The sequence below is a fragment of the Streptomyces sp. NRRL F-5727 genome (assembly GCF_000719555.1).
Classification (GTDB): Bacteria; Actinomycetota; Actinomycetes; order Streptomycetales; family Streptomycetaceae; genus Streptomyces.
Map to the genome: position 1 here is coordinate 68,287 of NZ_JOGX01000037.1, position 21,419 is coordinate 89,705.

Annotated in this window: 17 protein-coding genes and 2 pseudogenes; 16 read left to right on the forward strand and 3 right to left on the reverse strand. The window is 70.3% G+C overall.

Translation table 11 applies throughout. From position 1 onward, the window contains the following. The first annotated feature begins 96 nt into the window (after positions 1–96). From typA to IF73_RS0123705, 7 genes are all read left to right on the forward strand, one after another. Positions 97–1,998 (forward strand): translational GTPase TypA, encoded by a 1,902-nt coding sequence (gene typA / locus IF73_RS0123675; RefSeq protein WP_031011392.1) that lies wholly within the window; start codon positions 97–99, stop codon positions 1,996–1,998. Between the two features lie 453 nt (positions 1,999–2,451). After that, on the forward strand, positions 2,452–4,092 hold the full coding sequence (locus tag IF73_RS0123680; RefSeq protein WP_031011394.1) for a peptide ABC transporter substrate-binding protein: 1,641 nt from the start codon (positions 2,452–2,454) through the stop codon (positions 4,090–4,092). Between the two features lie 174 nt (positions 4,093–4,266). Further along, positions 4,267–5,199: an ABC transporter permease gene (locus IF73_RS0123685; RefSeq protein WP_031011396.1), complete on the forward strand. Its 933-nt coding sequence runs from the start codon at positions 4,267–4,269 to the stop codon at positions 5,197–5,199. Continuing rightward, positions 5,192–6,139, forward strand: coding sequence for an ABC transporter permease (locus IF73_RS0123690; protein ID WP_031011397.1), 948 nt, complete (start codon positions 5,192–5,194; stop codon positions 6,137–6,139). Before IF73_RS0123685 ends, IF73_RS0123690 begins: the two co-directional genes overlap by 8 nt. Before the next feature lie 23 nt (positions 6,140–6,162). Further along, complete coding sequence (locus IF73_RS0123695) at positions 6,163–7,212, forward strand: ABC transporter ATP-binding protein (RefSeq protein WP_402310973.1); 1,050 nt, start codon at positions 6,163–6,165, stop codon at positions 7,210–7,212. Continuing rightward, complete coding sequence (locus IF73_RS0123700; RefSeq protein ID WP_031011401.1) at positions 7,205–8,293, forward strand: ABC transporter ATP-binding protein; 1,089 nt, start codon at positions 7,205–7,207, stop codon at positions 8,291–8,293. Before IF73_RS0123695 ends, IF73_RS0123700 begins: the two co-directional genes overlap by 8 nt. Positions 8,294–8,817: 524 nt before the next feature. Continuing rightward, positions 8,818–10,446 (forward strand): peptide ABC transporter substrate-binding protein, encoded by a 1,629-nt coding sequence (locus IF73_RS0123705; protein WP_031011403.1) that lies wholly within the window; start codon positions 8,818–8,820, stop codon positions 10,444–10,446. On the opposite strand, the gene IF73_RS0123710 is transcribed toward IF73_RS0123705, so the two are convergent. Then, the gene (locus IF73_RS0123710) at positions 10,439–10,921 is read right to left on the reverse strand and encodes a hypothetical protein (RefSeq protein WP_031011405.1); all 483 of its coding nucleotides are present in this window, start codon (positions 10,919–10,921) and stop codon (positions 10,439–10,441) included. The two genes, IF73_RS0123705 and IF73_RS0123710, sit on opposite strands and share 8 nt — an antisense overlap. A gap of 128 nt (positions 10,922–11,049) precedes the next feature. Beyond that, on the reverse strand, positions 11,050–11,502 hold the full coding sequence (locus tag IF73_RS0123715) for a hypothetical protein (protein WP_031011414.1): 453 nt from the start codon (positions 11,500–11,502) through the stop codon (positions 11,050–11,052). A gap of 139 nt (positions 11,503–11,641) precedes the next feature. Between IF73_RS0123715 and IF73_RS0123720 the strand changes: the two genes are divergently transcribed. From IF73_RS0123720 to IF73_RS0123740, 5 genes and pseudogenes are all read left to right on the forward strand, one after another. Further along, positions 11,642–12,565 (forward strand): ABC transporter permease, encoded by a 924-nt coding sequence (locus tag IF73_RS0123720; RefSeq protein WP_031011416.1) that lies wholly within the window; start codon positions 11,642–11,644, stop codon positions 12,563–12,565. Then, positions 12,558–13,589, forward strand: coding sequence for an ABC transporter permease (locus IF73_RS0123725; protein ID WP_031011418.1), 1,032 nt, complete (start codon positions 12,558–12,560; stop codon positions 13,587–13,589). Before IF73_RS0123720 ends, IF73_RS0123725 begins: the two co-directional genes overlap by 8 nt. A 6-nt stretch (positions 13,590–13,595) precedes the next feature. Next, entirely contained in the window at positions 13,596–14,579 is a 984-nt protein-coding gene (locus IF73_RS0123730; protein ID WP_031011420.1) for an ABC transporter ATP-binding protein, read from the forward strand. Beyond that, positions 14,536–15,723: pseudogene (locus tag IF73_RS0123735) on the forward strand (ABC transporter ATP-binding protein); the annotation flags it as partial. The gene IF73_RS0123730 and the pseudogene IF73_RS0123735, both read left to right, overlap by 44 nt. A gap of 188 nt (positions 15,724–15,911) precedes the next feature. Further along, positions 15,912–16,850, forward strand: coding sequence for a hypothetical protein (locus tag IF73_RS0123740; RefSeq protein WP_031011424.1), 939 nt, complete (start codon positions 15,912–15,914; stop codon positions 16,848–16,850). Here IF73_RS0123740 and IF73_RS0123745 read toward each other — a convergent pair. Next, positions 16,826–19,006, reverse strand: coding sequence for a prolyl oligopeptidase family serine peptidase (locus IF73_RS0123745; protein ID WP_420706580.1), 2,181 nt, complete (start codon positions 19,004–19,006; stop codon positions 16,826–16,828). The two genes, IF73_RS0123740 and IF73_RS0123745, sit on opposite strands and share 25 nt — an antisense overlap. A gap of 244 nt (positions 19,007–19,250) precedes the next feature. Here IF73_RS0123745 and IF73_RS0123750 point away from each other — a divergent pair, with 244 nt between their 5' ends. The 4 genes and pseudogenes from IF73_RS0123750 to IF73_RS42190 form a co-directional block, all read left to right on the forward strand. Further along, positions 19,251–19,451 (forward strand): hypothetical protein, encoded by a 201-nt coding sequence (locus IF73_RS0123750; RefSeq protein ID WP_030496019.1) that lies wholly within the window; start codon positions 19,251–19,253, stop codon positions 19,449–19,451. A 41-nt stretch (positions 19,452–19,492) separates the two neighbouring features. Then, positions 19,493–20,413 carry an N-acetyl-1-D-myo-inositol-2-amino-2-deoxy-alpha-D-glucopyranoside deacetylase gene (gene mshB, locus IF73_RS0123755; RefSeq protein ID WP_031011428.1) on the forward strand — a complete coding sequence of 307 codons (921 nt, stop codon included), beginning with the start codon at positions 19,493–19,495 and terminating at the stop codon, positions 20,411–20,413. Further along, positions 20,410–20,763, forward strand: coding sequence for a DUF6113 family protein (locus IF73_RS0123760; RefSeq protein WP_031011429.1), 354 nt, complete (start codon positions 20,410–20,412; stop codon positions 20,761–20,763). Before mshB ends, IF73_RS0123760 begins: the two co-directional genes overlap by 4 nt. Positions 20,764–20,915: 152 nt before the next feature. Beyond that, positions 20,916–21,419, forward strand: a pseudogene (locus IF73_RS42190) (hypothetical protein); the annotation flags it as partial.

The window sequence follows — 21,419 nt, forward strand, 5'->3', positions numbered from 1 at the left end:
CCCCGTACCATAGGACATAGCCGTGGCGCGTCCGCCCGGCGGGCGTAAGAGGAACTGACGCCGATTCCCACGATCCGAGAGAAGCGCAAGCCACCCATGCCCACGCGCCACGACATCCGTAACGTCGCCATCGTCGCCCACGTCGACCACGGCAAGACGACCATCGTCGACGCCATGCTCAAGCAGGCCGGTGCCTTCGCCGCCCACCAGCAGCTCGACGACCGCATGATGGACTCGAACGACCTGGAGCGTGAGAAGGGCATCACGATCCTCGCCAAGAACACGGCGGTGAAGTACCACCCCAAGGACGGCGGGGCCCCGATCACGATCAACATCATCGACACCCCCGGCCACGCCGACTTCGGCGGCGAGGTCGAGCGCGGTCTGTCGATGGTCGACGCCGTCGTCCTCCTGGTGGACGCCTCCGAGGGTCCGCTCCCGCAGACCCGCTTCGTGCTGCGCAAGGCCCTCCAGCAGCGCAAGCCCGTCATCCTCTGCATCAACAAGACGGACCGCCCGGACTCCCGGATCGACGAGGTCGTCAACGAGACCTACGACCTCTTCCTGGACCTGGACGCCGACGAGGACCAGATCGAGTTCCCGATCGTCTACGCCTGCGGCCGCGACGGCGTCGCCTCGCTGACCAAGCCCGCCGACGGCACGGTCCCGCAGGACTCCGACAACCTGGAGCCCTTCTTCTCCACCATCCTGGAGCACGTCCCGGCCCCGTCGTACGAGGAGGACGCGCCGCTCCAGGCCCACGTCACCAACCTCGACGCCGACAACTTCCTCGGCCGCATCGCGCTGCTCCGCGTCGAGCAGGGCGAGCTGCGCAAGGGCCAGACGGTCGCGTGGATCAAGCGGGACGGCACGATCTCCAACGTCCGCATCACCGAGCTGATGATGACCGAGGCGCTCACCCGCAAGCCGGCCGAGGTCGCCGGCCCCGGTGACATCTGCGCCGTCGCCGGCATCCCCGACATCATGATCGGCGAGACCCTGGCCGACCCGGAGAACCCGGTCGCGCTCCCGCTGATCACGGTCGACCAGCCGGCCATCTCCATGACCATCGGCACCAACACCTCGCCGCTCGTCGGCCGTGGCGGCACCGGCAAGGGCGCCGACGCCAAGTCGGCCGTGAAGGACCGCAAGGTCACCGCCCGTCAGGTGAAGGACCGCCTGGACCGCGAGCTGATCGGCAACGTCTCGCTCCGCGTCCTCGAGACCGAGCGCCCGGACGCCTGGGAGGTCCAGGGCCGTGGTGAGCTCGCGCTCGCCATCCTGGTCGAGCAGATGCGCCGCGAGGGCTTCGAGCTCACCATCGGCAAGCCCCAGGTCGTCACCAAGGAGGTCGACGGCAAGATCCACGAGCCCGTCGAGCGCCTCACGGTCGACGTGCCCGAGGAGCACATGGGCGCCGTCACCCAGCTCATGGGCGTCCGCAAGGGCCGCATGGACAACATGTCGAACCACGGCTCCGGCTGGGTCCGCATGGAGTTCGTCGTGCCGTCCCGCGGCCTCATCGGCTTCCGTACCGAGTTCCTCACCCAGACCCGCGGCACCGGCATCGCGCACTCGATCCACGAGGGCCACGAGCCGTGGTTCGGCCCGCTCCAGACCCGTAACAACGGCTCCCTGGTCGCCGACCGCGCCGGCGCCGTCACCGCCTTCGCGATGACCAACCTCCAGGAGCGCGGCGTCCTGTTCACCGACCCCGGCACCGAGGTGTACGAGGGCATGATCGTCGGCGAGAACTCGCGCTCCGACGACATGGACGTGAACATCACCAAGGAGAAGAAGCTCACGAACATGCGGTCCTCGTCGGCCGACTCGTTCGAGGCGATCGTCCCGCCGCGCAAGCTCTCCCTGGAGCAGTCCCTGGAGTTCTGCCGCGACGACGAGTGCGTCGAGGTGACCCCGGAGGCCGTCCGCATCCGCAAGGTCGTCCTGGACCAGAAGGAGCGCGCCCGCTCCGCCTCGCGCGCCAAGAACGCCTGAGGCGCGCCGTCGGCCTGACGGCCGGCGGACGACCTCCGGGATCGGCTGAGCCGCATCTCACACGAAGGGCCTGGCCACTCGCACAATGTGCGAGTGGCCAGGCCCTTTTCGTCAAACGCATTGCCCCGGCCGGGCGTCCGGAATCCGGTCATCGCTCTCCGGTACGTGTGTTAACGGTCCGTTTCGGGGGTGTCTGTCTGTGCTCAGTTTGTCCGGATTTCGGTCTTCGCGGCCAAGGTGATGTTGTCAAAACGAGACCACTTAAGTGTGGTTTACGGCCCGGACGTACTTAATAGTTGGCTCCATTGAGCTCGGGTCAATGGGTCACGCACTGTGGGGAGTGCCGACTCACGAGCACACTCGGGGTACCGGGGGATCAACGCCGTCAGGGGTGTCGGCAGGTCTCGAAGTGCCCTTCTTGTAGTGACAAGTGGACTCATGAGGAGGAAACCCATGCGCGGTGCCAAGAGCGCCAAGTGGGTAACGGGCGCGATCATCGTCGCCCTGGCTGCGACCGCCTGTGGCGGGGGCAAGAGCGAAGGCGGCAACGACGCCAAGGGCAAGGTCGACCCGAACGGCATCTTCTCGATCGAGGTCGGCGAGCCGGAGAAGCCGCTGCTGACCGGTGACACCATGGAGTCCAACGGCTCCATCGTCATGGCCGGCCTGTTCTCGACCCTGGTCGACTACAAGGCCGACGGCTCGCTCGAGATGATCAACGCCGAGTCGGTCACCACCACCGACTCGAAGCTGTGGACCGTCAAGCTCAAGAAGGGCTGGAAGTTCCACGACGGCACCCCGGTCACCGCGAAGTCCTTCGTGGACGCGTGGAACTGGAACGCCAACGTCGAGAACGCCCAGGGCCTCGCCTCCTGGTACGCCGACATCAAGGGCTTCGAGAAGGTCCACCCGGAGGCGGAGGGCGCCAAGCCCACCTCCAAGACCCTGGACGGCCTGAAGGTCCTCGACGAGAACACCTTCACCATCGAGCTCGCGAAGCCGGTTCCGTACTTCGCCCACAAGCTCGCCTACATCTCCTTCGCCCCGCTCCCGGAGTCCTTCTTCAAGGACCCGGAGGCCGCCGGCCAGAAGCCGGTCGGCAACGGTCCCTACAAGTTCAAGAGCTGGGACCACAAGAAGCAGATCGAGATCGTCCGTTACGACGACTACACCGGTCCGAACAAGGCGAAGAACGGCGGTGTGGTCTTCAAGAACTACACCACCCTCGAGGCCGCGTACGAGGACCTGAAGTCGGGCAACGTCGACGTCCTGCGTCAGCTCGCCCCGAAGGACCTGCCGGTCTACCGCTCGGACCTCGGCGACCGCGCCGTGGACCAGGCGTACTCCGCGATCCAGACGGTCGCCGTCGCCTTCTACGCCGACCAGTGGAAGAAGCCGAAGCAGGTCGACCCGAAGGTCATCCAGGGCCTGTCGATGGCCATCGACCGCGCCACGATCACCAAGACGGTGCTCAACGGCACCCGCGAGCCCGCCACCGGCTGGGTCGCCCAGGGCGTGCTCGGCTACCAGCCGAACGCGGTCGACGTCACCAAGTTCGACCCCGCCAAGGCCAAGGAGCTCATCAAGGCCGGCGGCGGCGTCCCGAACAACAAGATCTCCATCCAGTACAACGCCGACGGCGGTCACAAGGAGTGGGTGGAGGCTGTCTGCAACTCCATCACCCAGGCCACCAACGTCGAGTGCGTCGGCGACGGCAAGCCGGACTTCCAGGCCGACCTCCAGGCTCGTAAGAACCAGCAGGTCAAGTCCCTGTACCGCTCCGGCTGGGTGCTCGACTACCCGGTGAACGCCAACTTCATCTCGGACCTGTTCCGCACGGGTGCGGGCGGCAACCAGGGCGGCTTCTCCAACAAGGAGCTGGACGCCAAGATCGCCAAGGCCGACTCCGCCAAGACCCTCGAGGAGTCGGTGAAGGAGTACCAGGCGATCGAGAAGGACCTGGTGAACTACATGCCGTCCATCCCGCTCTGGTACTACAAGGTCAACGCGGGCTACTCGGAGAACGTCTCCGGTGTGGCGTACGGCCAGGACGGCGACCCGATCCTGACCGGCGTCGAGGTCAAGCAGAAGTAATCACCCGAGCGTAGTCCGCATGCCGTCACGGGACTTGACGGATCGTCAAGTCCCGTTACGGTGCCTTACGCAGTGGCTGGGGGGCCCTTCCGTGGCATCACGCTGTCCGAAAGCGGGCAGCCATGCCGGGGGAGGGCCCGTCGGCTGCGGCCGTCACATCTCAACGGAGGCATGATGGGGCGCTATGTCGCACGACGACTGCTCCAGATGATCCCGGTCTTCTTCGGGACAACCCTGCTGATCTTCCTCATGGTCTACAGCCTGCCCGGCGACCCCGTGGCCGGTCTGTTCGGCGACAAGGGCGCGAGCCCGTCGACCATCGAGGCGATCAGGCACAAGCTCGGTCTCGACCAGCCACTGTGGAAGCAGTACTGGGACTACATGACCGGCATCATCCTGCACTTCGACTTCGGGACGCAGATCCGCAACGATCGCCCCGTGACCGAGGTGCTGGGCGACGCGTTCCCCGTCACCATCCAACTGGCGGCCATGGCCTTCGCGTTCGAGCTCATCTTCGGCATCGGCCTCGGCATCATCGCCGGCCTCCGTGCCGGCCGGCTCGCCGACAACGCGATCCTGATCTTCACGCTGCTGATCATCTCGATCCCGGTCTTCGTGCTCGGCTTCATCATCAAGATGGTGTTCGCCTTCCAGCTCGAATGGATCCAGCCGAACGTCAGCAACGACCAGTTGTTCTCCGAGATGATCGCCCCAGCCATCGTCCTCGGTGGCCTCTCGCTTGCCTATGTGGCGCGGCTCACCCGCACCTCGATGGCCGAGAACCTGCGGGCCGACTACATGCGCACGGCCGTCGCCAAGGGCCTGCCGAAGCGTCGCATCATCGGCGTCCACCTGATGCGCAACTCGATGATCCCGGTCGTCACCTTCCTCGGCACCGACATCGGCGCCCTCATGGGCGGCGCGGTCGTCACCGAGGGCCTCTTCAACGTCAAGGGTGTCGGTGGTCTGATCTACGAGTCGATCACCCGCCGCGAGGGCTCCACCCTCGTCGGCCTCGTCACCGTGCTGGTGGTCGTCTACCTCGTCACCAGCCTGCTCATCGACCTGCTGTACGCGGTCCTGGACCCGAGGATCCGGTATGCCTGACGTGACCAAGACCGCGACCGCGGACGCCGTCGCCACCCCCTCGGTGGACGCGCCCGCGCCCCAGGCCAAGCACGAGAAGCCCCGCTCGCTGTGGGGCGACGCCTGGCGCGACCTGCGCCGCAACCCGTACTTCCTCGTGTCGTCGGTGCTCATCTTCTTCCTGCTGCTCATCGCGGCGTTCCCGGGGATGTTCACCAGCGCCTCGCCCACCACGGGCGACCTGGTGAAGCACTACGTCGGCAAGCCGGAGCTGACCAACATCGGCTCCGAGGGCTGGCTCGGCTACGACATCCAGGGCCGTTCCGTCTACGCCCGCCTGATCTACGGCACCCGTGCCTCGGTCATCGTCGGCATCCTGGTCACCCTGATCGTCACCCTCGTCGGCGGCGCCATGGGCATGATCGCCGGCTACTTCGGCGGCTGGATCGACGCGCTCCTCTCCCGGATCACCGACATCTTCTTCGGCATCCCCTTCCTGCTCGGCGCCATGGTCGTCCTGCAGGCGTTCACCGACCGCACCATCATGGTCGTCGTCTTCGCCCTCGCCTTCCTCGGCTGGACGCAGATGGCCCGCGTCATGCGCGGCGCCGTGATCACGGTCAAGCAGGCCGACTACGTCCACGCCGCCAAGGCCCTCGGCGCCGGCACCAGCCGGATCCTGTTCCGGCACATCCTGCCGAACGCCATGGCCCCGGTGATCGTCGTCGCCACCATCGCGCTCGGCGGCTACATCTCGGCCGAGGCGACCCTGTCCTACCTGGGTCTCGGCTTCGCGTCCCCGACCGTCTCGTGGGGTCTCGACATCTCCGCCGGTGTTCAGGCGATCCGGACGTCGCAGCACATCCTGCTGTACCCGTCGATCATGCTGAGCCTCACCGTCCTGGCGTTCATCATGCTCGGCGAAGCCGTTCGCAACGCCCTCGACCCCAAGCTGCGCTGAGGAGGGCGTAAACCGTGAGCACCATGAACAAGACCGCGTCCGTCCCGGCGCCGCGCGAGAGCGGCGAGCACAACGGACCGCTGCTCGAAGTCAAGGACCTGCACGTCGAGTTCCACACCCGTGACGGTGTGGCCAAGGCGGTCAACGGCGTCAACTACTCGGTGGACGCCGGCGAGACCCTCGCCGTCCTCGGCGAGTCCGGCTCCGGCAAGTCCGTCACCGCCCAGGCCATCATGGGCATCCTCGACATGCCGCCCGGCAAGATCCCGCAGGGCGAGATCCTGTTCCGCGGCCAGGACATGCTCAAGATGTCCGACGAGGAGCGCCGGAAGATCCGCGGCCGCAAGATCGCCATGATCTTCCAGGACGCGCTCTCCTCGCTGAACCCGGTCCTCTCCGTCGGCTACCAGCTCGGCGAGATGTTCCGCGTCCACCAGGGCCTGTCCAAGAAGGACGCCAAGGTCAAGGCCATCGAACTGATGGACAAGGTCAAGATCCCCGCCGCCAAGGCGCGGGTCAGCGACTACCCCCACATGTTCTCCGGCGGTATGCGCCAGCGCATCATGATCGCCATGGCGCTCGCCCTGGAGCCCGACCTGATCATCGCCGACGAGCCGACCACGGCTCTCGACGTGACGGTCCAGGCCCAGGTCATGGACCTCCTCGCGGAGCTCCAGCGCGAGTACAACATGGGTCTGATCCTGATCACCCACGACCTCGGCGTCGTCGCCGACGTCGCGGACAAGATCGCCGTGATGTACGCCGGCCGGATCGTCGAGCAGGCGCCCGTGCACGAGCTGTACGCCCGCCCGGCGCACCCCTACACCCGCGGTCTCCTCGACTCGATCCCGCGCCTGGACCAGAAGGGCCAGGAGCTCTACGCGATCAAGGGCCTCCCGCCGAACCTGCTCAAGGTCCCGACGGGCTGCGCCTTCAACCCGCGCTGCCCCAAGGCCACCGACCTCTGCCGTACGGAGATCCCGGCCCTGGTGCCGGTCACCGAGCAGGACGGCGCGGATCTGCCGGGCCGCAAGAGCGCCTGCCACTTCTGGAAGGAGACGATCCATGGCTGACCTCAGCAAGAACGACGAGGCCGTGGCCGCGGCGCTCGACGCCCCCGTCGAGCGCGGCGAGCCGATCCTCCAGGTGCGCAACCTGCAGAAGCACTTCCCGCTGACGCAGGGCATCCTCTTCAAGAAGCAGGTCGGCGCGGTCAAGGCCGTGGACGGGGTCTCCTTCGACCTCTACCAGGGCGAGACCCTCGGCATCGTGGGCGAGTCCGGCTGCGGCAAGTCCACGGTCGCCAAGCTCCTGATGAACCTGGAGCGGGCCACCGCGGGCGAGGTCTTCTACAAGGGCCAGGACATCACCAAGCTGTCCGGCCGCGCGCTGAAGGCCGTCCGCCGCAACATCCAGATGGTGTTCCAGGACCCGTACACCTCGCTGAACCCGCGCATGACGGTCGGCGACATCATCGGCGAGACCTTCGACATCCACCCCGAGGTGGCCCCGAAGGGCGACCGGCGCCGCAAGGTGCAGGAGCTCCTCGACGTCGTCGGTCTCAACCCGGAGTACATCAACCGGTACCCGCACCAGTTCTCCGGCGGTCAGCGCCAGCGCATCGGCATCGCCCGCGGCCTCGCGCTCAACCCGGAGATCATCATCTGCGACGAGCCGGTCTCGGCCCTGGACGTCTCCGTCCAGGCGCAGGTCATCAACCTGATGGAGAAGCTCCAGGACGAGTTCAACCTGTCCTACATCTTCATCGCGCACGACCTGTCGATCGTCCGGCACATCTCGGACCGCGTGGGCGTCATGTACCTCGGCAAGCTCGCCGAGATCGGTACGGACGAGGAGATCTACGACCACCCCACGCACCCGTACACCCAGGCGCTGCTCTCCGCGGTGCCGGTGCCGGACCCGCAGGCCCGCGCCAACCGTGACCGCATCATCCTCACGGGCGACGTGCCCTCGCCGGCGAACCCGCCGTCGGGCTGCCGCTTCCGCACCCGGTGCTGGAAGGCCCAGGAGAAGTGCGCCACGGAGCAGCCGGTGCTCGCGATCCCGGAGCACTTCCGCGGCCTGGACACCCCGGCGGCCCACGAGTCGGCGTGCCACTTCGCCGAGGAGCGGGACGTCGTCCACGCGGGCTGACCGACCGTGACGGTCTGAAGGACCAGGGCCCCTCGCACCCCCGCCGGGTGTGAGGGGCCCTTTCCGTCGTACGGGGTGTCCCGCCGCGTCCCGCACGGAGGACGGCGTCCCACGGGACGGCCCGCCGGCCGTCCCGTTCCCGTCCCGCGTCCCGGAGCCCGTCCCGTGAGGCCGACGGGACGCCACCCCCGTCCGGTTCTCCTCGCCTCGCCCACCGACGACACACCGCCCCCACCGCGTCCGCCCCGGCACGGGTCCCGGCCCCCGGGACGCCGGGAAGGCGCGGCGGGACTGGCAACGTGTGCCGCGGCGCAGCCACCGGGCTGCCCGCCGCCCACCACGCCAGGTGGGCAGCATCCCCCGGCACCACGAGCAGGAGTGCTCCCCGGAGCCGCCGGTGCAGCCGTGACCCGTCGTGTCCGGGGGCGGCGCCTCCCCGAACGGTCGTCATGAAGATGCGACCCTGCCCCGATTGAGGTGATATTGGGCCCTAAGTCACGCTTAGGACAATCGGGAGGCACTCCATGCGCGGAGCCACGCACGCCAAGTGGGCCGCACTGGCCACCGCCGTCGCCCTCGCGGCGACCGCCTGCGGCGGCGGTGACGACAGTGGCGGCGGCGGAGGGGCCGACGGCATCGTGAGCTCCTCCTGGGGAGATCCGCAGAACCCGCTGGAGCCGGCGAACACCAACGAGGTCCAGGGCGGCAAGGTCCTGTCGATGATCTTCCGCGGTCTCAAGGAGTACGACCCGAAGACCGGCGAGGCCAAGGACATGCTGGCCGAGAAGATCGAGACGACCGACTCGACCAACTTCACCATCACCGTCAAGGACGGCTGGACCTTCTCCAACGGCGAGAAGGTCACCGCCCAGTCCTTCGTGGACGCCTGGAACTACGGCGCGAACCTGAAGAACAACCAGAAGAACGCCTTCTTCTTCGGCCAGATCGAGGGCTACGACCAGGTCCACCCCGAGAAGGGCGAGCCCACCGCCGAGACCATGTCCGGCCTCAAGGTCACCTCTCCCCAGACCTTCACGGTCAAGCTCACCCAGAAGTTCTCGACCTGGCCCGACACCCTCGGCTACGCGGCCTTCGCGCCGCTCCCGCAGTCCTTCTTCGACGACCACGCCGGCTGGCTGGCGAAGCCCGTCGGCAACGGCCCGTACACCATCTCCTCGTACGCCAAGGGCTCCCAGATGGAGCTCAAGCGCTGGGACGACTACCCCGGCGAGGACAAGGCCAAGAACGGCGGCATCACCCTCAAGGTCTACACGGACAACAACACCGCGTACACCGACCTGATCGCCGGCAACCTCGACCTCGTCGACGACGTCCCCGCCGCCCAGCTCAAGAACGTCTCCGCCGACCTCGGCGACCGGTACATCAACACCCCGGCCGGCATCATCCAGACCCTCTCCTTCCCCTTCTACGACCCCGCGTGGAACAAGCCGGGCCAGGAGAAGCTCCGCCAGGGCCTCTCGATGGCCATCGACCGCGAGCAGATCACCGAGACGATCTTCCAGAAGACCCGGACCCCCGCCGTCGACTGGACCTCCCCGGTCCTCGGCGAGGAGGGCGGCTTCAAGGACGTCTGCGGCGACTTCTGCAGGTACGACGCCGCGCAGGCGAAGAAGCTGGTCGCCGAGGGCGGCGGCATCCCCGGCGGCACGATGAAGATCTCGTACAACGCCGACACCGGCTCCCACAAGGAGTGGGTGGACGCGGTCTGCAACTCCATCAACCGGGCCCTCGGCAACAACACGGCCTGCGTCGGCAACCCCATCGGCACCTTCGCCGACTACCGCAACCAGGTCACCACCCAGAAGATGACCGGGCCCTTCCGGGCCGGCTGGCAGATGGACTACCCGCTCATCCAGAACTTCCTCCAGCCGCTGTACTACACCAACGCCTCGTCCAACGACGGCAAGTACACCAGCGAGGAGTTCGACAAGCTCGTGGACCAGGCCAACGCGGAGACCGACATCAGCAAGGCGGTCGGCATCTTCCAGCAGGCCGAGGAGGTGCTCCGCGACGACATGGGGGCCATCCCGCTCTGGTACCAGAACGGCAGCGCCGGCTACGCGGAGCGGGTGGAGAACGTCACCCTGAACCCCTTCAGCGTGCCGGTCTACAACCAGATCACCGTCAAGTGAGCCGGGCCGCGCTGTCCGCCGCGCAGCGCAGCTCCGCGGCCAGGCGCGCCGGTTCGCTGTCGGGGTTCCGCTCCGGTGGGGCGGCGCAGTCCACCAGGCCGACGGTGAGGGAGGCCGTGTCCCAGGTCAGGACGCGGCCGGCGCCCCGGACGCCCGGATCGCCGGCGCAGCGGTGGCGGAACGTGGCGGTCACGAAACGAAGTGCCGCGTAGGAAACGGGGCGGGCGGCGCCCTCGAAGCGGATGTCCGCGGGCCGGGCCGCCTCGGCGGTCCGCCGTCCCGGCTCGGCGAGCGGCGCTCGGATCGCCGAGCCGAGCGCGTCCATCACCACGTCGGCCGCGGGCGCACCGCCGCCGGCCGGAAGGGCGACCGTGGCGGTGCGGGGACGGTGGGGCGTCATGCCGGCGTGCAGCACGTCGCCCGGCGCGACGGAGGCGGGCCCGTCCAGCGCGACGAGATCCCAGTGACGGTCCACGTCCCAGGTGAAGAGCGGAGCACAGCCGACCGACGGGTCGTCGGCCGGCCGTGGACGGAGGGCGGGAGCCAGGCACCCGGACGCGGCGCACGCCAGGAGGAGGGCCAGGGCGGTCAGCTGTCGCCCGCTCAGGTGACGCCGCCGTTGTCGACGCACGCGCCCTTCGACGGCTGCCAGAAGGTCACCTCCAGCTGCACCTTCTGCCCGCGCGGCTGGTCGAACCGGTAGGTGTGGTCGGCCATGCCCTTCTCCAGGTTCCAGTGCCAGGTCAGGACGATGCGGTTTCCGGAGTAGAAGCGGCCGTAGTAGTCCGTCGTCTCGTCGCTGCGGTTCCACTGCCTGATGCGCTGGTCCGCGGCGGTGAAGCTCATCCCCACCCGCTCGCCGTTGTCCGGATCGGTGAAGGTGACCTGCGAGTCACGGCTCCCGTGCCCCCGGGGGCTGGCGCTGCTTCCGTGGCTGCACCGCCAGGGATCGCCGTCCTCCGCGGGGCGCGCGGAGGACGGCGACGCCGCCAGGAGTGGGGCGACCGCCAGCAGCGCGGCGAGGCACGGCAGCGCCCTGCGAAGAGCTCTCGTCATCTCGGATCCGATCCTCTCGTGCGGTGAGCAGGGGAAGCCTAGGGGCCGAGTCGGCGATTCACCTTGTTATGTCGCTAAAGGTGCACGCATTGGTTAATTGATATCTATTAGGACAAAACGCCCCAGACATGGAGGAGATGTGGGTCGGTATGTGATGCGCAGACTGCTGCAGATGATCCCCGTGTTCTTCGGGGCGACCCTGCTGCTGTTCCTCATGGTGAACGTGATGGGCGACCCGATCGCCGGCCTCTGCGGCGACCGGGCCTGCGATCCGGCCACCGCCGCCCGGCTCAGGGAGGAGTACGGGCTCGACAAGCCGGTCTGGCAGCAATACCTCACGTACATGGGCAACGTGTTCACGGGAGACTTCGGCACCGCCTTCAACGGCCAGGAGGTCACCGAACTCCTCGCCAGCGCCTACCCGGTCACCCTCCGTCTGACCATCGTCGCGATCCTCATCGAGATCGTCGTCGGCATCACCTTCGGCGTGATCAGCGGCCTCCGCCGGGGGCGTGCCGTGGACACCGGCGTCCTCATGACCACGCTCGTCGTGGTCTCCATCCCGACGTTCGTCACCGGATACGTGCTCCAGTACCTGTTCGGGGTGAAGTGGGGCTGGGTCTCGCCCACGGTCTCCGCCGACGCGCCCTTCAGCGAGCTGATCCTGCCCGGCATCGTGCTCGCCTCCGTCTCCCTCGCGTACGCGACGAGGCTGACGCGCACCTCGGTCGCCGAGAACGCCCGCGCCGACTACGTCCGCACCGCCGTGGCCAAGGGACTGCCCCGGCGGCGGGTGGTCACCCGGCATCTGCTGCGCAACTCGCTCATCCCCGTCGTGACCTTCATCGGCGCGGACATCGGCGCCCTCATGGGAGGCGCCATCGTCACGGAGCGGATCTTCAACATCCACGGCGTCGGTTACCAGCTCTACCAGGGCATCCTCCGGCAGAACACCCAGACCGTCGTCGGGTTCACCACGGTCCTCGTGCTGGTCTTCCTCGTGGCGAACCTGCTCGTCGACCTCCTCTACTCCGTCCTCGACCCCAGGATCCGCTATGCCTGAGCCCGAGCAGTTCGAGCCGCTTGAGTCGTACGGCGAAGAAGGACGCGCGGTGGCATCCACCGGCGCCGGAGGCGCGGCCGACCTCGGCACCGCCGAGGCCGAGACGCTGGAACCGCGCCCCCCGGGCACCGCCGGCGAGCGGGCCCCCGGCGAGCCGGAGGGCACCGGGCCCGACAAGAAGCCCCGCAGCCTCTGGTCCGACGCCTGGCGGGATCTCCGGCGCAATCCGATCTTCATCATCGCCGGACTGGTCATCGCCTTCCTCGTGGTGATCTCCATCTGGCCGTCCCTGATCGCGTCCGGCGACCCGCTCGACTGCGACCTCGCCAAGGCCCAGCAGGGCTCCCAGGCGGGCCACCCCTTCGGATTCGACTCGCAGGGCTGTGACGTCTACACCCGAACGGTCTACGGCGCACGGACCTCGATCACCGTCGGCGTCCTCGCCACCACGGGGGTGGCGCTGCTCGGCGGCCTCCTGGGCGGCCTCGCGGGCTTCTTCGGAGGCGTGGGGGACGCGATCCTCTCCCGGGTCACCGACATCTTCTTCGCCATCCCCGTCGTCCTCGGCGGCCTCGTCCTGCTGTCCGTCGTCACCAGCAGCACCGTCTGGCCGGTCATCGGCTTCATGGTCCTGCTCGGCTGGCCACAGATCTCCCGCATCGCCCGCGGCTCCGTCATCACCGCCAAACAGCACGACTACGTCCAGGCGGCGCGAGCCCTCGGCGCCTCGAACGCCCGCATGATGCTGCGCCACATCACGCCCAACGCCGTGGCGCCCGTCATCGTCGTCGCGACGATCGCCCTCGGCACGTACATCTCGCTGGAAGCCACCCTCTCCTACCTCGGCGTCGGTCTGCGGCCCCCCACCGTCAGCTGGGGCATCGACATCTCCGCGGCCTCGCAGAACATCCGCAACGCCCCGCACATGCTGCTCTGGCCGGCCGGAGCGCTCGCCGTCACCGTGCTCGCCTTCATCATGCTCGGCGACGCCGTCCGCGACGCCCTCGACCCGAAGCTGAGGTAGGGACCCATGCTGCTCGAAGTGCGCGACCTGCACGTGGAGTTCCACACCCGGGACGGGGTGGCGAAGGCGGTCAACGGCGTCGACTACTCCGTGGACGCGGGGGAGACCCTCGCCGTCCTCGGCGAGTCCGGCTCCGGCAAGTCCGTCACCGCCCAGGCCGTCATGGGCATCCTCGACATGCCCCCCGGGAAGATCACCGGCGGCGAGATCCTCTTCCAGGGACAGGACCTGCTCAAGCTCAAGGAGGAGGAGCGCAGGAAGGTCCGCGGCGCCAAGATGGCGATGATCTTCCAGGACGCCCTGTCCTCCCTCAACCCGGTCCTCAGCGTCGGCGAGCAGCTCGGCGAGATGTTCGTCGTCCACAAGGGGATGAGCAAGAAGGACGCCCGGGCCAAGGCGGTCGAGCTGATGGACCGGGTCCGCATCCCCGCCGCCAAGGAACGCGTCGGCCAGTACCCCCACCAGTTCTCCGGCGGCATGCGCCAGCGCATCATGATCGCCATGGCGCTCGCCCTCGAACCCGAGCTGATCATCGCCGACGAGCCCACCACCGCCCTCGACGTCACCGTCCAGGCCCAGGTCATGGACCTGCTCGCCGAGCTCCAGCGCGAGCTCAACATGGGCCTCATCCTCATCACCCACGACCTCGGCGTGGTCGCCGACGTCGCCGACAACATCGCCGTCATGTACGCCGGCCGGATCGTCGAGAGGGCCCCCGTCCACGAGATCTACAAGGCCCCGGCCCACCCCTACACCCGGGGCCTGCTCGACTCCATCCCGCGCCTGGACCAGAAGGGCCAGGAGCTGTACGCGATCAAGGGCCTGCCGCCCAACCTGCTCGCCATCCCGCCCGGCTGCGCCTTCAACCCGCGCTGCCCGATGGCCCAGGACGTCTGCCGCACCGACGTGCCCCCGCTGTACGAGGTCACCGAGTCGCCCGTCCCGCGCTCCAGCGCCTGCCACTTCTGGAAGGAGTGCCTCCATGGCTGAGGCGATTCTCGAGGTCCGGGACCTGCACAAGCACTACCCGCTGACCCGGGGCATCCTCTTCAAGAAGCAGGTCGGCGCGGTCAGGGCGGTCGACGGCGTCGACTTCGAGCTCGCCGCCGGCGAGACCCTCGGCATCGTCGGCGAGTCCGGCTGCGGCAAGTCGACCGTCGCGAAGATGCTGGTCAACCTGGAGCGGCCGACATCCGGCTCGATCCGGTACAAGGGCGAGGACATCACCAAGATGTCCCCGCGCGCCCTCAAGGCCGTCCGCCGCAACATCCAGATGGTCTTCCAGGACCCGTACACCTCGCTCAACCCGCGCATGACGGTCGGCGACATCATCGGCGAGCCGTACGAGATCCACCCCGAGGTCGCGCCCAAGGGGGACCGGCGCCGCAAGGTCCAGGACCTCCTCGACGTCGTCGGTCTCAACCCCGAGTACATCAACCGCTACCCGCACCAGTTCTCCGGCGGCCAGCGCCAGCGCATCGGCATCGCCCGCGGCCTCGCGCTCCAGCCCGAGATCATCGTCGCCGACGAGCCGGTCTCCGCCCTCGACGTCTCCGTCCAGGCGCAGGTGGTCAACCTGCTGGACCGGCTCCAGTCCGAGTTCTCCCTCTCGTACGTCTTCATCGCCCACGACCTGTCGATCGTGCGACACATCTCGGACCGCGTGGGCGTCATGTACCTCGGCCGGATCGTGGAGATCGGCACCGACGCCCAGATCTACGACCACCCCACCCACCCCTACACCCAGGCGCTGCTCTCCGCCGTGCCCGTGCCGGACCCCGAGGCCCGCGTCCACCGCGAGCGGATCATCCTCACCGGCGACGTGCCCTCCCCGGCCAACATCCCCTCCGGCTGCCGCTTCCGCACCCGCTGCTGGAAGGCGCAGCGGCGGTGCGAGCTGGAGGTCCCGCTGCTCGCCGTCCCGGCCGTCTTCCGCCTCACCGACAGCCCCGCCAAGCACGACTCGGCCTGCCACTTCGCGGAGGAGAAGCAGGTGGTCCCGCCGGAGGAGTCGCTCACCCGCCCGGAGCCGCCGGCGGAGGGTCCGGCCCCGGCGGAGGCGGCCCGTGAGGCGGGGGCGGCGGAGGAGCGGCCCGAGGGCCCCGAGGAGCCGGGGAGTCCGAAGACCCTTTAACGCCCCCGCAACCGCGGGGAATCGGATCCGATATACGGATATCGGATCCTGCTGAACGTGCGGCCGTGCGGGTGCCGTCGGCCGGCGGGGCTCCCCGGAGCCCCGCCGGCCGTTACTCCGTCACGTCCACCCCGCCCCTTGGCCGGAACCGCTTGTTTCGGTCGCCGCTGACCGTGAGTATCGGCCGCGTGACTGTGACACGACCGGCACGTCTCACCGGGGCCGCGCTCGCCGCCGGGCTCGCCCTCGTCCCCTTCGTCTGGATCCTGCGCGACCTCGCCGCCCTCGGCTCGCCCGCGGACCTGTTCTGGTACTGGGCCGGCGACCGCTTCCGGCTCTCCCGGATCCGGGCCGCCACCACCCTGCTCGACCCGGTCCTCTGCCTCGCCGCCGCCGGCACCGCCCTCGCCGCCCTCCGCTCCCGGCACGCCGCCGGGGCGCTCGCCGCCACCGGCGCCGTCGCCTTCGCCGTCCGCCTCCCCGGTCTCTGGACCCACGGCACCGGCCCCCTCGTCACCGCCCTGACCGAACTCGCCCTCGCCGCCGGGCTCCTGGTCACCGCGCTCGCCGGCCGCCGCCCGCCCGTCGCCCCCGAGGAGCGCACCCCCACCCGGCCGCACCGCGGACCGGCCGTCGCCGCCGGCCTCCTGCTCATCGCCGCGGCCCTCGTCCTGGTGGTCCAGGAGGTCCGCTGGATCACCCGGGTCGACCCCCGGTTCGCCGTCGACCGCTTCACCGGCGGCCGGTCCGTCCTCGGCGCCGCGCTCGGCGTCCCGCCCGGCTGGCTCGCGCTCGTCTTCGTCGCCCTCTACCTGACCGCCGCCGGCTCCGCCCTCGCCGCCGCCCGCCACACCCGCCCCCTCGGCGTCCTCGCCGGCGGCCTCCTCCTGACCGGCGGCCTCGCCGAACTCGCCCGGCTGGTCCGCGTCCACCTCCACTACGACGTCTGGTACGTCACCGCCCCCGAGGTCGACGTCCCCGGCCTCGCCACCTCCGGCTACGCGGCGCTCGCCGGGGCCGCCGTCCTCGCCCTCCTGGCCGGGCGCGGCGCCCCCGACGCCGCACCCGCACCCTGGGCCCCCGCGGCGACCCCGCCGCCGCCCTACCCGCGCCCGCCCGGCTGGTGATCCGGGAAGCCCCCCAGCGACCGCTTCAGGAAGTCGACCTGGAGCAGCAGCAGGTTCTCCGCCACCTGCTCCTGCGGGGTCATGTGCGTCACCCCCGACAGCGGCAGCACCTCGTGCGGCCGGCCCGCCGCGAGCAGCGCCGACGACAGCCGCAGCGCGTGCGCCACCACCACGTTGTCGTCGGCCAGACCGTGCACGATCATCATCGGCCGGGCCGGCTCCTCCGGCGCCGCCAGACCGTCGTCGGTGAGCAGCGACTGCGCCGCGTACACCTCCGGATCCGCGCCGGGCGTGCCCAGGTACCGCTCGGTGTAGTGGGTGTCGTACAGCCGCCAGTCGGTCACCGGCGCCCCCACCACCGCCGCGTGGAAGACGTCGGGCCGGCGCAGCACCGCGAGCCCCGCCAGATAGCCGCCGAACGACCAGCCCCGCACCGCCACCCGGTCCAGGTCCAGCGGGAACCGCTCCGCCAGCGCCCGTACCGCCGCCACCTGGTCCTCCAGCGTCACCGTGAAGTCCCGCAGCACCGCCTTCTCCCAGGCCGGCGACCGCCACGGGGTGCCCCGGCCGTCCGCCACCACCACGGCGAAGCCCTGCTCGGCGAACCACTGCGAGGTCAGGTGCGCGTTGTGCGCGGCCACCACCCGGGGCCCGTGCGGACCGCCGTACGGATCCATCAGCACCGGCAGCGGCCCCTGCCCCGCCTCGTACCAGGACGGCAGCAGCACCGCGCAGGGGATCCGCCGTTCACCCGCCTCCGTGAACACCGGCCGGGCCCGCAGCGGCGGTTCGACCGCGGACGAGCCCACCACCGCCACCTGCTTGCCGTCGCGCAGCACCCGCGCCACCGCGCCCGCCGTCTCCGGCCGCGCGGACACCAGCACGGTCACGGCGCCGCAGCGCACCGCCCCGTGCCAGCCCGTGCCCTCCGAGACCCGCTCCACGCCCCGCGCCGACACCCGGTACACATGGGCCTCGCCGGTCTCCGGCTCCGCCGCCGCCTCGCCCGCAGACGCCGTCACCAGCACGTCGTCCGCGCCCACGTCGAGCACCGCCCGTACGTGCAGCGAGGCGTCCGTCAGCCGCTCCTCGCCCACGGTCAGCGCCCGCGCCCCGCTCTCGTCGCCGACCCGCACCAGCTGCCCGTCCGGCGACCAGCACGGCACCCCCGGCAGCAGTTCCAGCCAGGCCGGATCCCGCTCCTCCCGCACCGTCGCGGTGGTGCCCGACGCCGTGTCCACCGCGAGCACCCGCGCGTCGCGCTGGTCCCGCGCCTGCACCAGCAGCAGCGGCGCGCCCGCCGAGGACCAGTGCACGCGCGCGAGGTAGGGGAACCGCTCCCGGTCCCACACCACCTCGGTACGGGACCCGTCGAGGCCGTACAGGAAGAGCCGCACCTCCGCGTTGGGCGTCCCCGCCGCCGGATAGCCCACCCGCTGCGGCTCGCGCTCCGGGTGCGCCGGGTCCGCGATGTACCAGCGGCGCACCGCGCGGTCGTCGGCGCGGGCCACGAGGAGCCGGTCCGACTCCGGAGACCACCAGAAGCCGCGGTCCCGGCCCATCTCCTCCGAGGCGATGAATTCGGCCAATCCGTAGGTGGTGTGCCCGTCCTCCGGAACCGCCAGTTCCGTGTCACCGGAACCGTCCGCTCCGACCACCCGCAGCGCGCCGCCCGACACATACGCCACCCGCCGCCCGTCCGGCGCGGGCCGCGGGTCGATCACCGGCCCCGGCACCGGCAGCTCCCGCGCCGTGCCGGCCCGCAGCTCGGCGGTGAACAGCCGCCCGGACAGGGCGAACGCCGCCAGCTCGACCGTCGCGTCCACCGCGTACCCGACGATCCCCGCCGACCCCTCGCGGCTCCGCTCGCGCCGGGCCCGCTCCTCCGGGGACAGCTCCTCCTCGGCCCCCGCGAGCAGCGCGGACGGCTCCGCGACGACCCGCTCCACCGGCTCCCCGCCGTCCGCCGGCAGGTCGAGCACCCACAGCCCGTGCGTCCGGTCGGTGCCCGAGCCGGAGCGGACGAAAGCGACGCGCTCCCCGTCCGGGGAGACCGAGAAGCCGCGCGGCACCCCCAGGCCGAACCGCTGGGTCCTGGCGTGCAGACGCGGGAAGGAGAGCCCCACGGATGGGGCGGACGAGTACTGCTGAGGCATGGTCATAAGGCTGAAAGTAGCGCTGTGAGCCCCCTCGCGCGCCTGTACGCCGATCAATGCGCGGGTACGGATAGTTATGATCCGTAGCGCTTGGTGGGTGCCCCTCCGTGGGTATGCACCCGCGTGGGAACCCCTGGCACATGCCCGGGGACCGCACCGCGCGCACGCACCACCCGCACGAACCCTGCCCGACCCGCTCGCACGAACCGCTCGAATTCCCGACCGAAGGTGGAGGTGAACCGCCGTGGCACTCTCGCTCTCGATCTCCGTGGTGGTGCTGCTGGCGATCGTCGTCTTCCTGCTGATCCGGAAATCCGGACTCAAAGCCGGTCATGCGGTGGTCTGCGCGCTCCTGGGCTTCTACCTCGCCAGCTCCTCCCTCTCCGACTCCATCACCACCCTCACCACCAACGTGGCGAGCATGATCGCCGGCATCAAGTTCTGACCCGGGCGGTCACCGGCGGCCCCGCCTCGTAGGGTGGGGCCATGACCGATCTCCCCGCCCGTCGTCTGCTCCTCGTGCACGCGCACCCCGACGACGAGTCGATCAACAACGGCGCCACCATGGCCCGGTACGCGGCCGAAGGCGCCCTTGTCACCCTGGTCACCTGCACCCTGGGCGAGGAGGGCGAGGTCATCCCGCCCGACCTGGCCCATCTGGCCCCCGACCGCGAGGACCGCCTCGGACCGCACCGCGTCGGCGAACTCGCCGCCGCGATGGCCGCCCTCGGCGTCACCGACCACCGCTTCCTCGGCGGCGAGGGGCGCTTCCGCGACTCCGGCATGATGGGCGTCCCCCAGAACGAGCGCGCGAACGCCTTCTGGAACACCGACGTGGACACCGCCGCCGCCCCGCTGGTCGAGGTGATCCGCGAGACCCGCCCGCAGGTCCTCGTCACCTACGACCCCGACGGCGGCTACGGCCACCCCGACCACATCCAGGCCCACCGGGTCGCCATGCGCGCCGCCGACCTCGCCGCCGACCCCGGCCACCGCCCGGACCTCGGCCCGGCCCACACCATCGCCAAGATCTACTGGAACCGGGTGCCCCGCCCCGTCGCCGAGGCCGGCTTCGCCCGGCTGGCCGCCGAGGGCTCCGCCTTCCCGAAGGACGCCGTCCTCGCCGACGTCCCCGGCGTCGTCGACGAGGACCGCATCACCGCCGAGATCGACGGCGGCGACCTCGCCACCGCGACCTCGTACGCGGCCCGCAAGAGGGCCGCCATGGCCGCCCACGCCACCCAGGTCGCCGTCGACGGCCCCTGGTTCGCCCTCTCCAACGACCTCGGCCAGCCGCTCTTCACCACCGAGTACTACGAACTCGTCCGCGGCACCTCCGGCGCCCCGGCCGGCGAGCGCGAGACCGACCTCTTCGCGGGCCTCCCCGAGGAGGCGACCGCCCGATGACCAGCCCCGCCGCCCGGTACGCCGCCTACGCCGGCCTCCTCGTCCTCGGCGCCGTCACCGGCACCGCCGGCGCCCTCGTCCAGGCCGCCTGGCTCCCCCTCGGCCTGCTCCTCGCCCTCCTCGGCACCGCCGCCCTCTTCTACGGCGGCATGCGCGCCACCGGCAACCAGGTCGGCCTCGCCGCCGCGGGCGGCGGCTGGCTCCTCGCCGTCATCGTGCTGAGCCTCGGCCGCCCCGAGGGCGACGGGCTCTTCGGCGGCGGCATCGGCGAGCTGCTCTTCCTCTTCGGGGGCATGGCGGCCGCTGTGGCCTGCGCCACCGTCAGCAGGCTGCCCCAGGGCACCCCGTAGACCGTCCCGCGGACCACCCCTGAGCGGCCGGAGTCCGCACCGAGCGGATAACCGGCGGCGCCGGACAGTATGGTGGTGCGCGCCGCCGAACCGCCCGGGACAGTACGAGCATCAGCAAGAGCGGGCGGCGGAGCCAACCGGGAGATCCTGCTTTGAGTCGTGAAACTGGTCGAGAGACCGACAGTTCGTCCTCCGGCGCCCAGGGGCGCGGCGGGGCCGCCTACCCGTCGGGAACCCAGCCTTATGGATCCCGCCAGTATCCGTCGCTCCACCCGACGCAGGACGCGCCGGAGGAGGGCCCCGGCGCGCCCGCCGCGCCGCCGGAGGAGCCCAAGACCGAGACCACCCTGACGACCCGGATCCGCATCAACATTCCGGGTTCGCGGCCGATCCCGCCGGTCGTGGTCCGCAAGCCCGTCGCCGGCGCCGCGGACGACGCCGCCGAGCCGGAGCGGTCCGCTCCCGCGCCGGCCCCGGAGCCCGAGCCGGAGCCGGCTCCCGCCCCGGCCGCGCCCGAGCCGCCGCAGGCCGCCGCAGAGGCGCCCAGGGCGAAGGAGCCCAGCGACTGGTTCGCGCCCCGCAAGAGCGCGCCCGCGGCCCCCGCGCCCGGCCCCGCCGCCCCGGCGGCCCCGGCCCCCGCGGCACCCGCCCCCGCC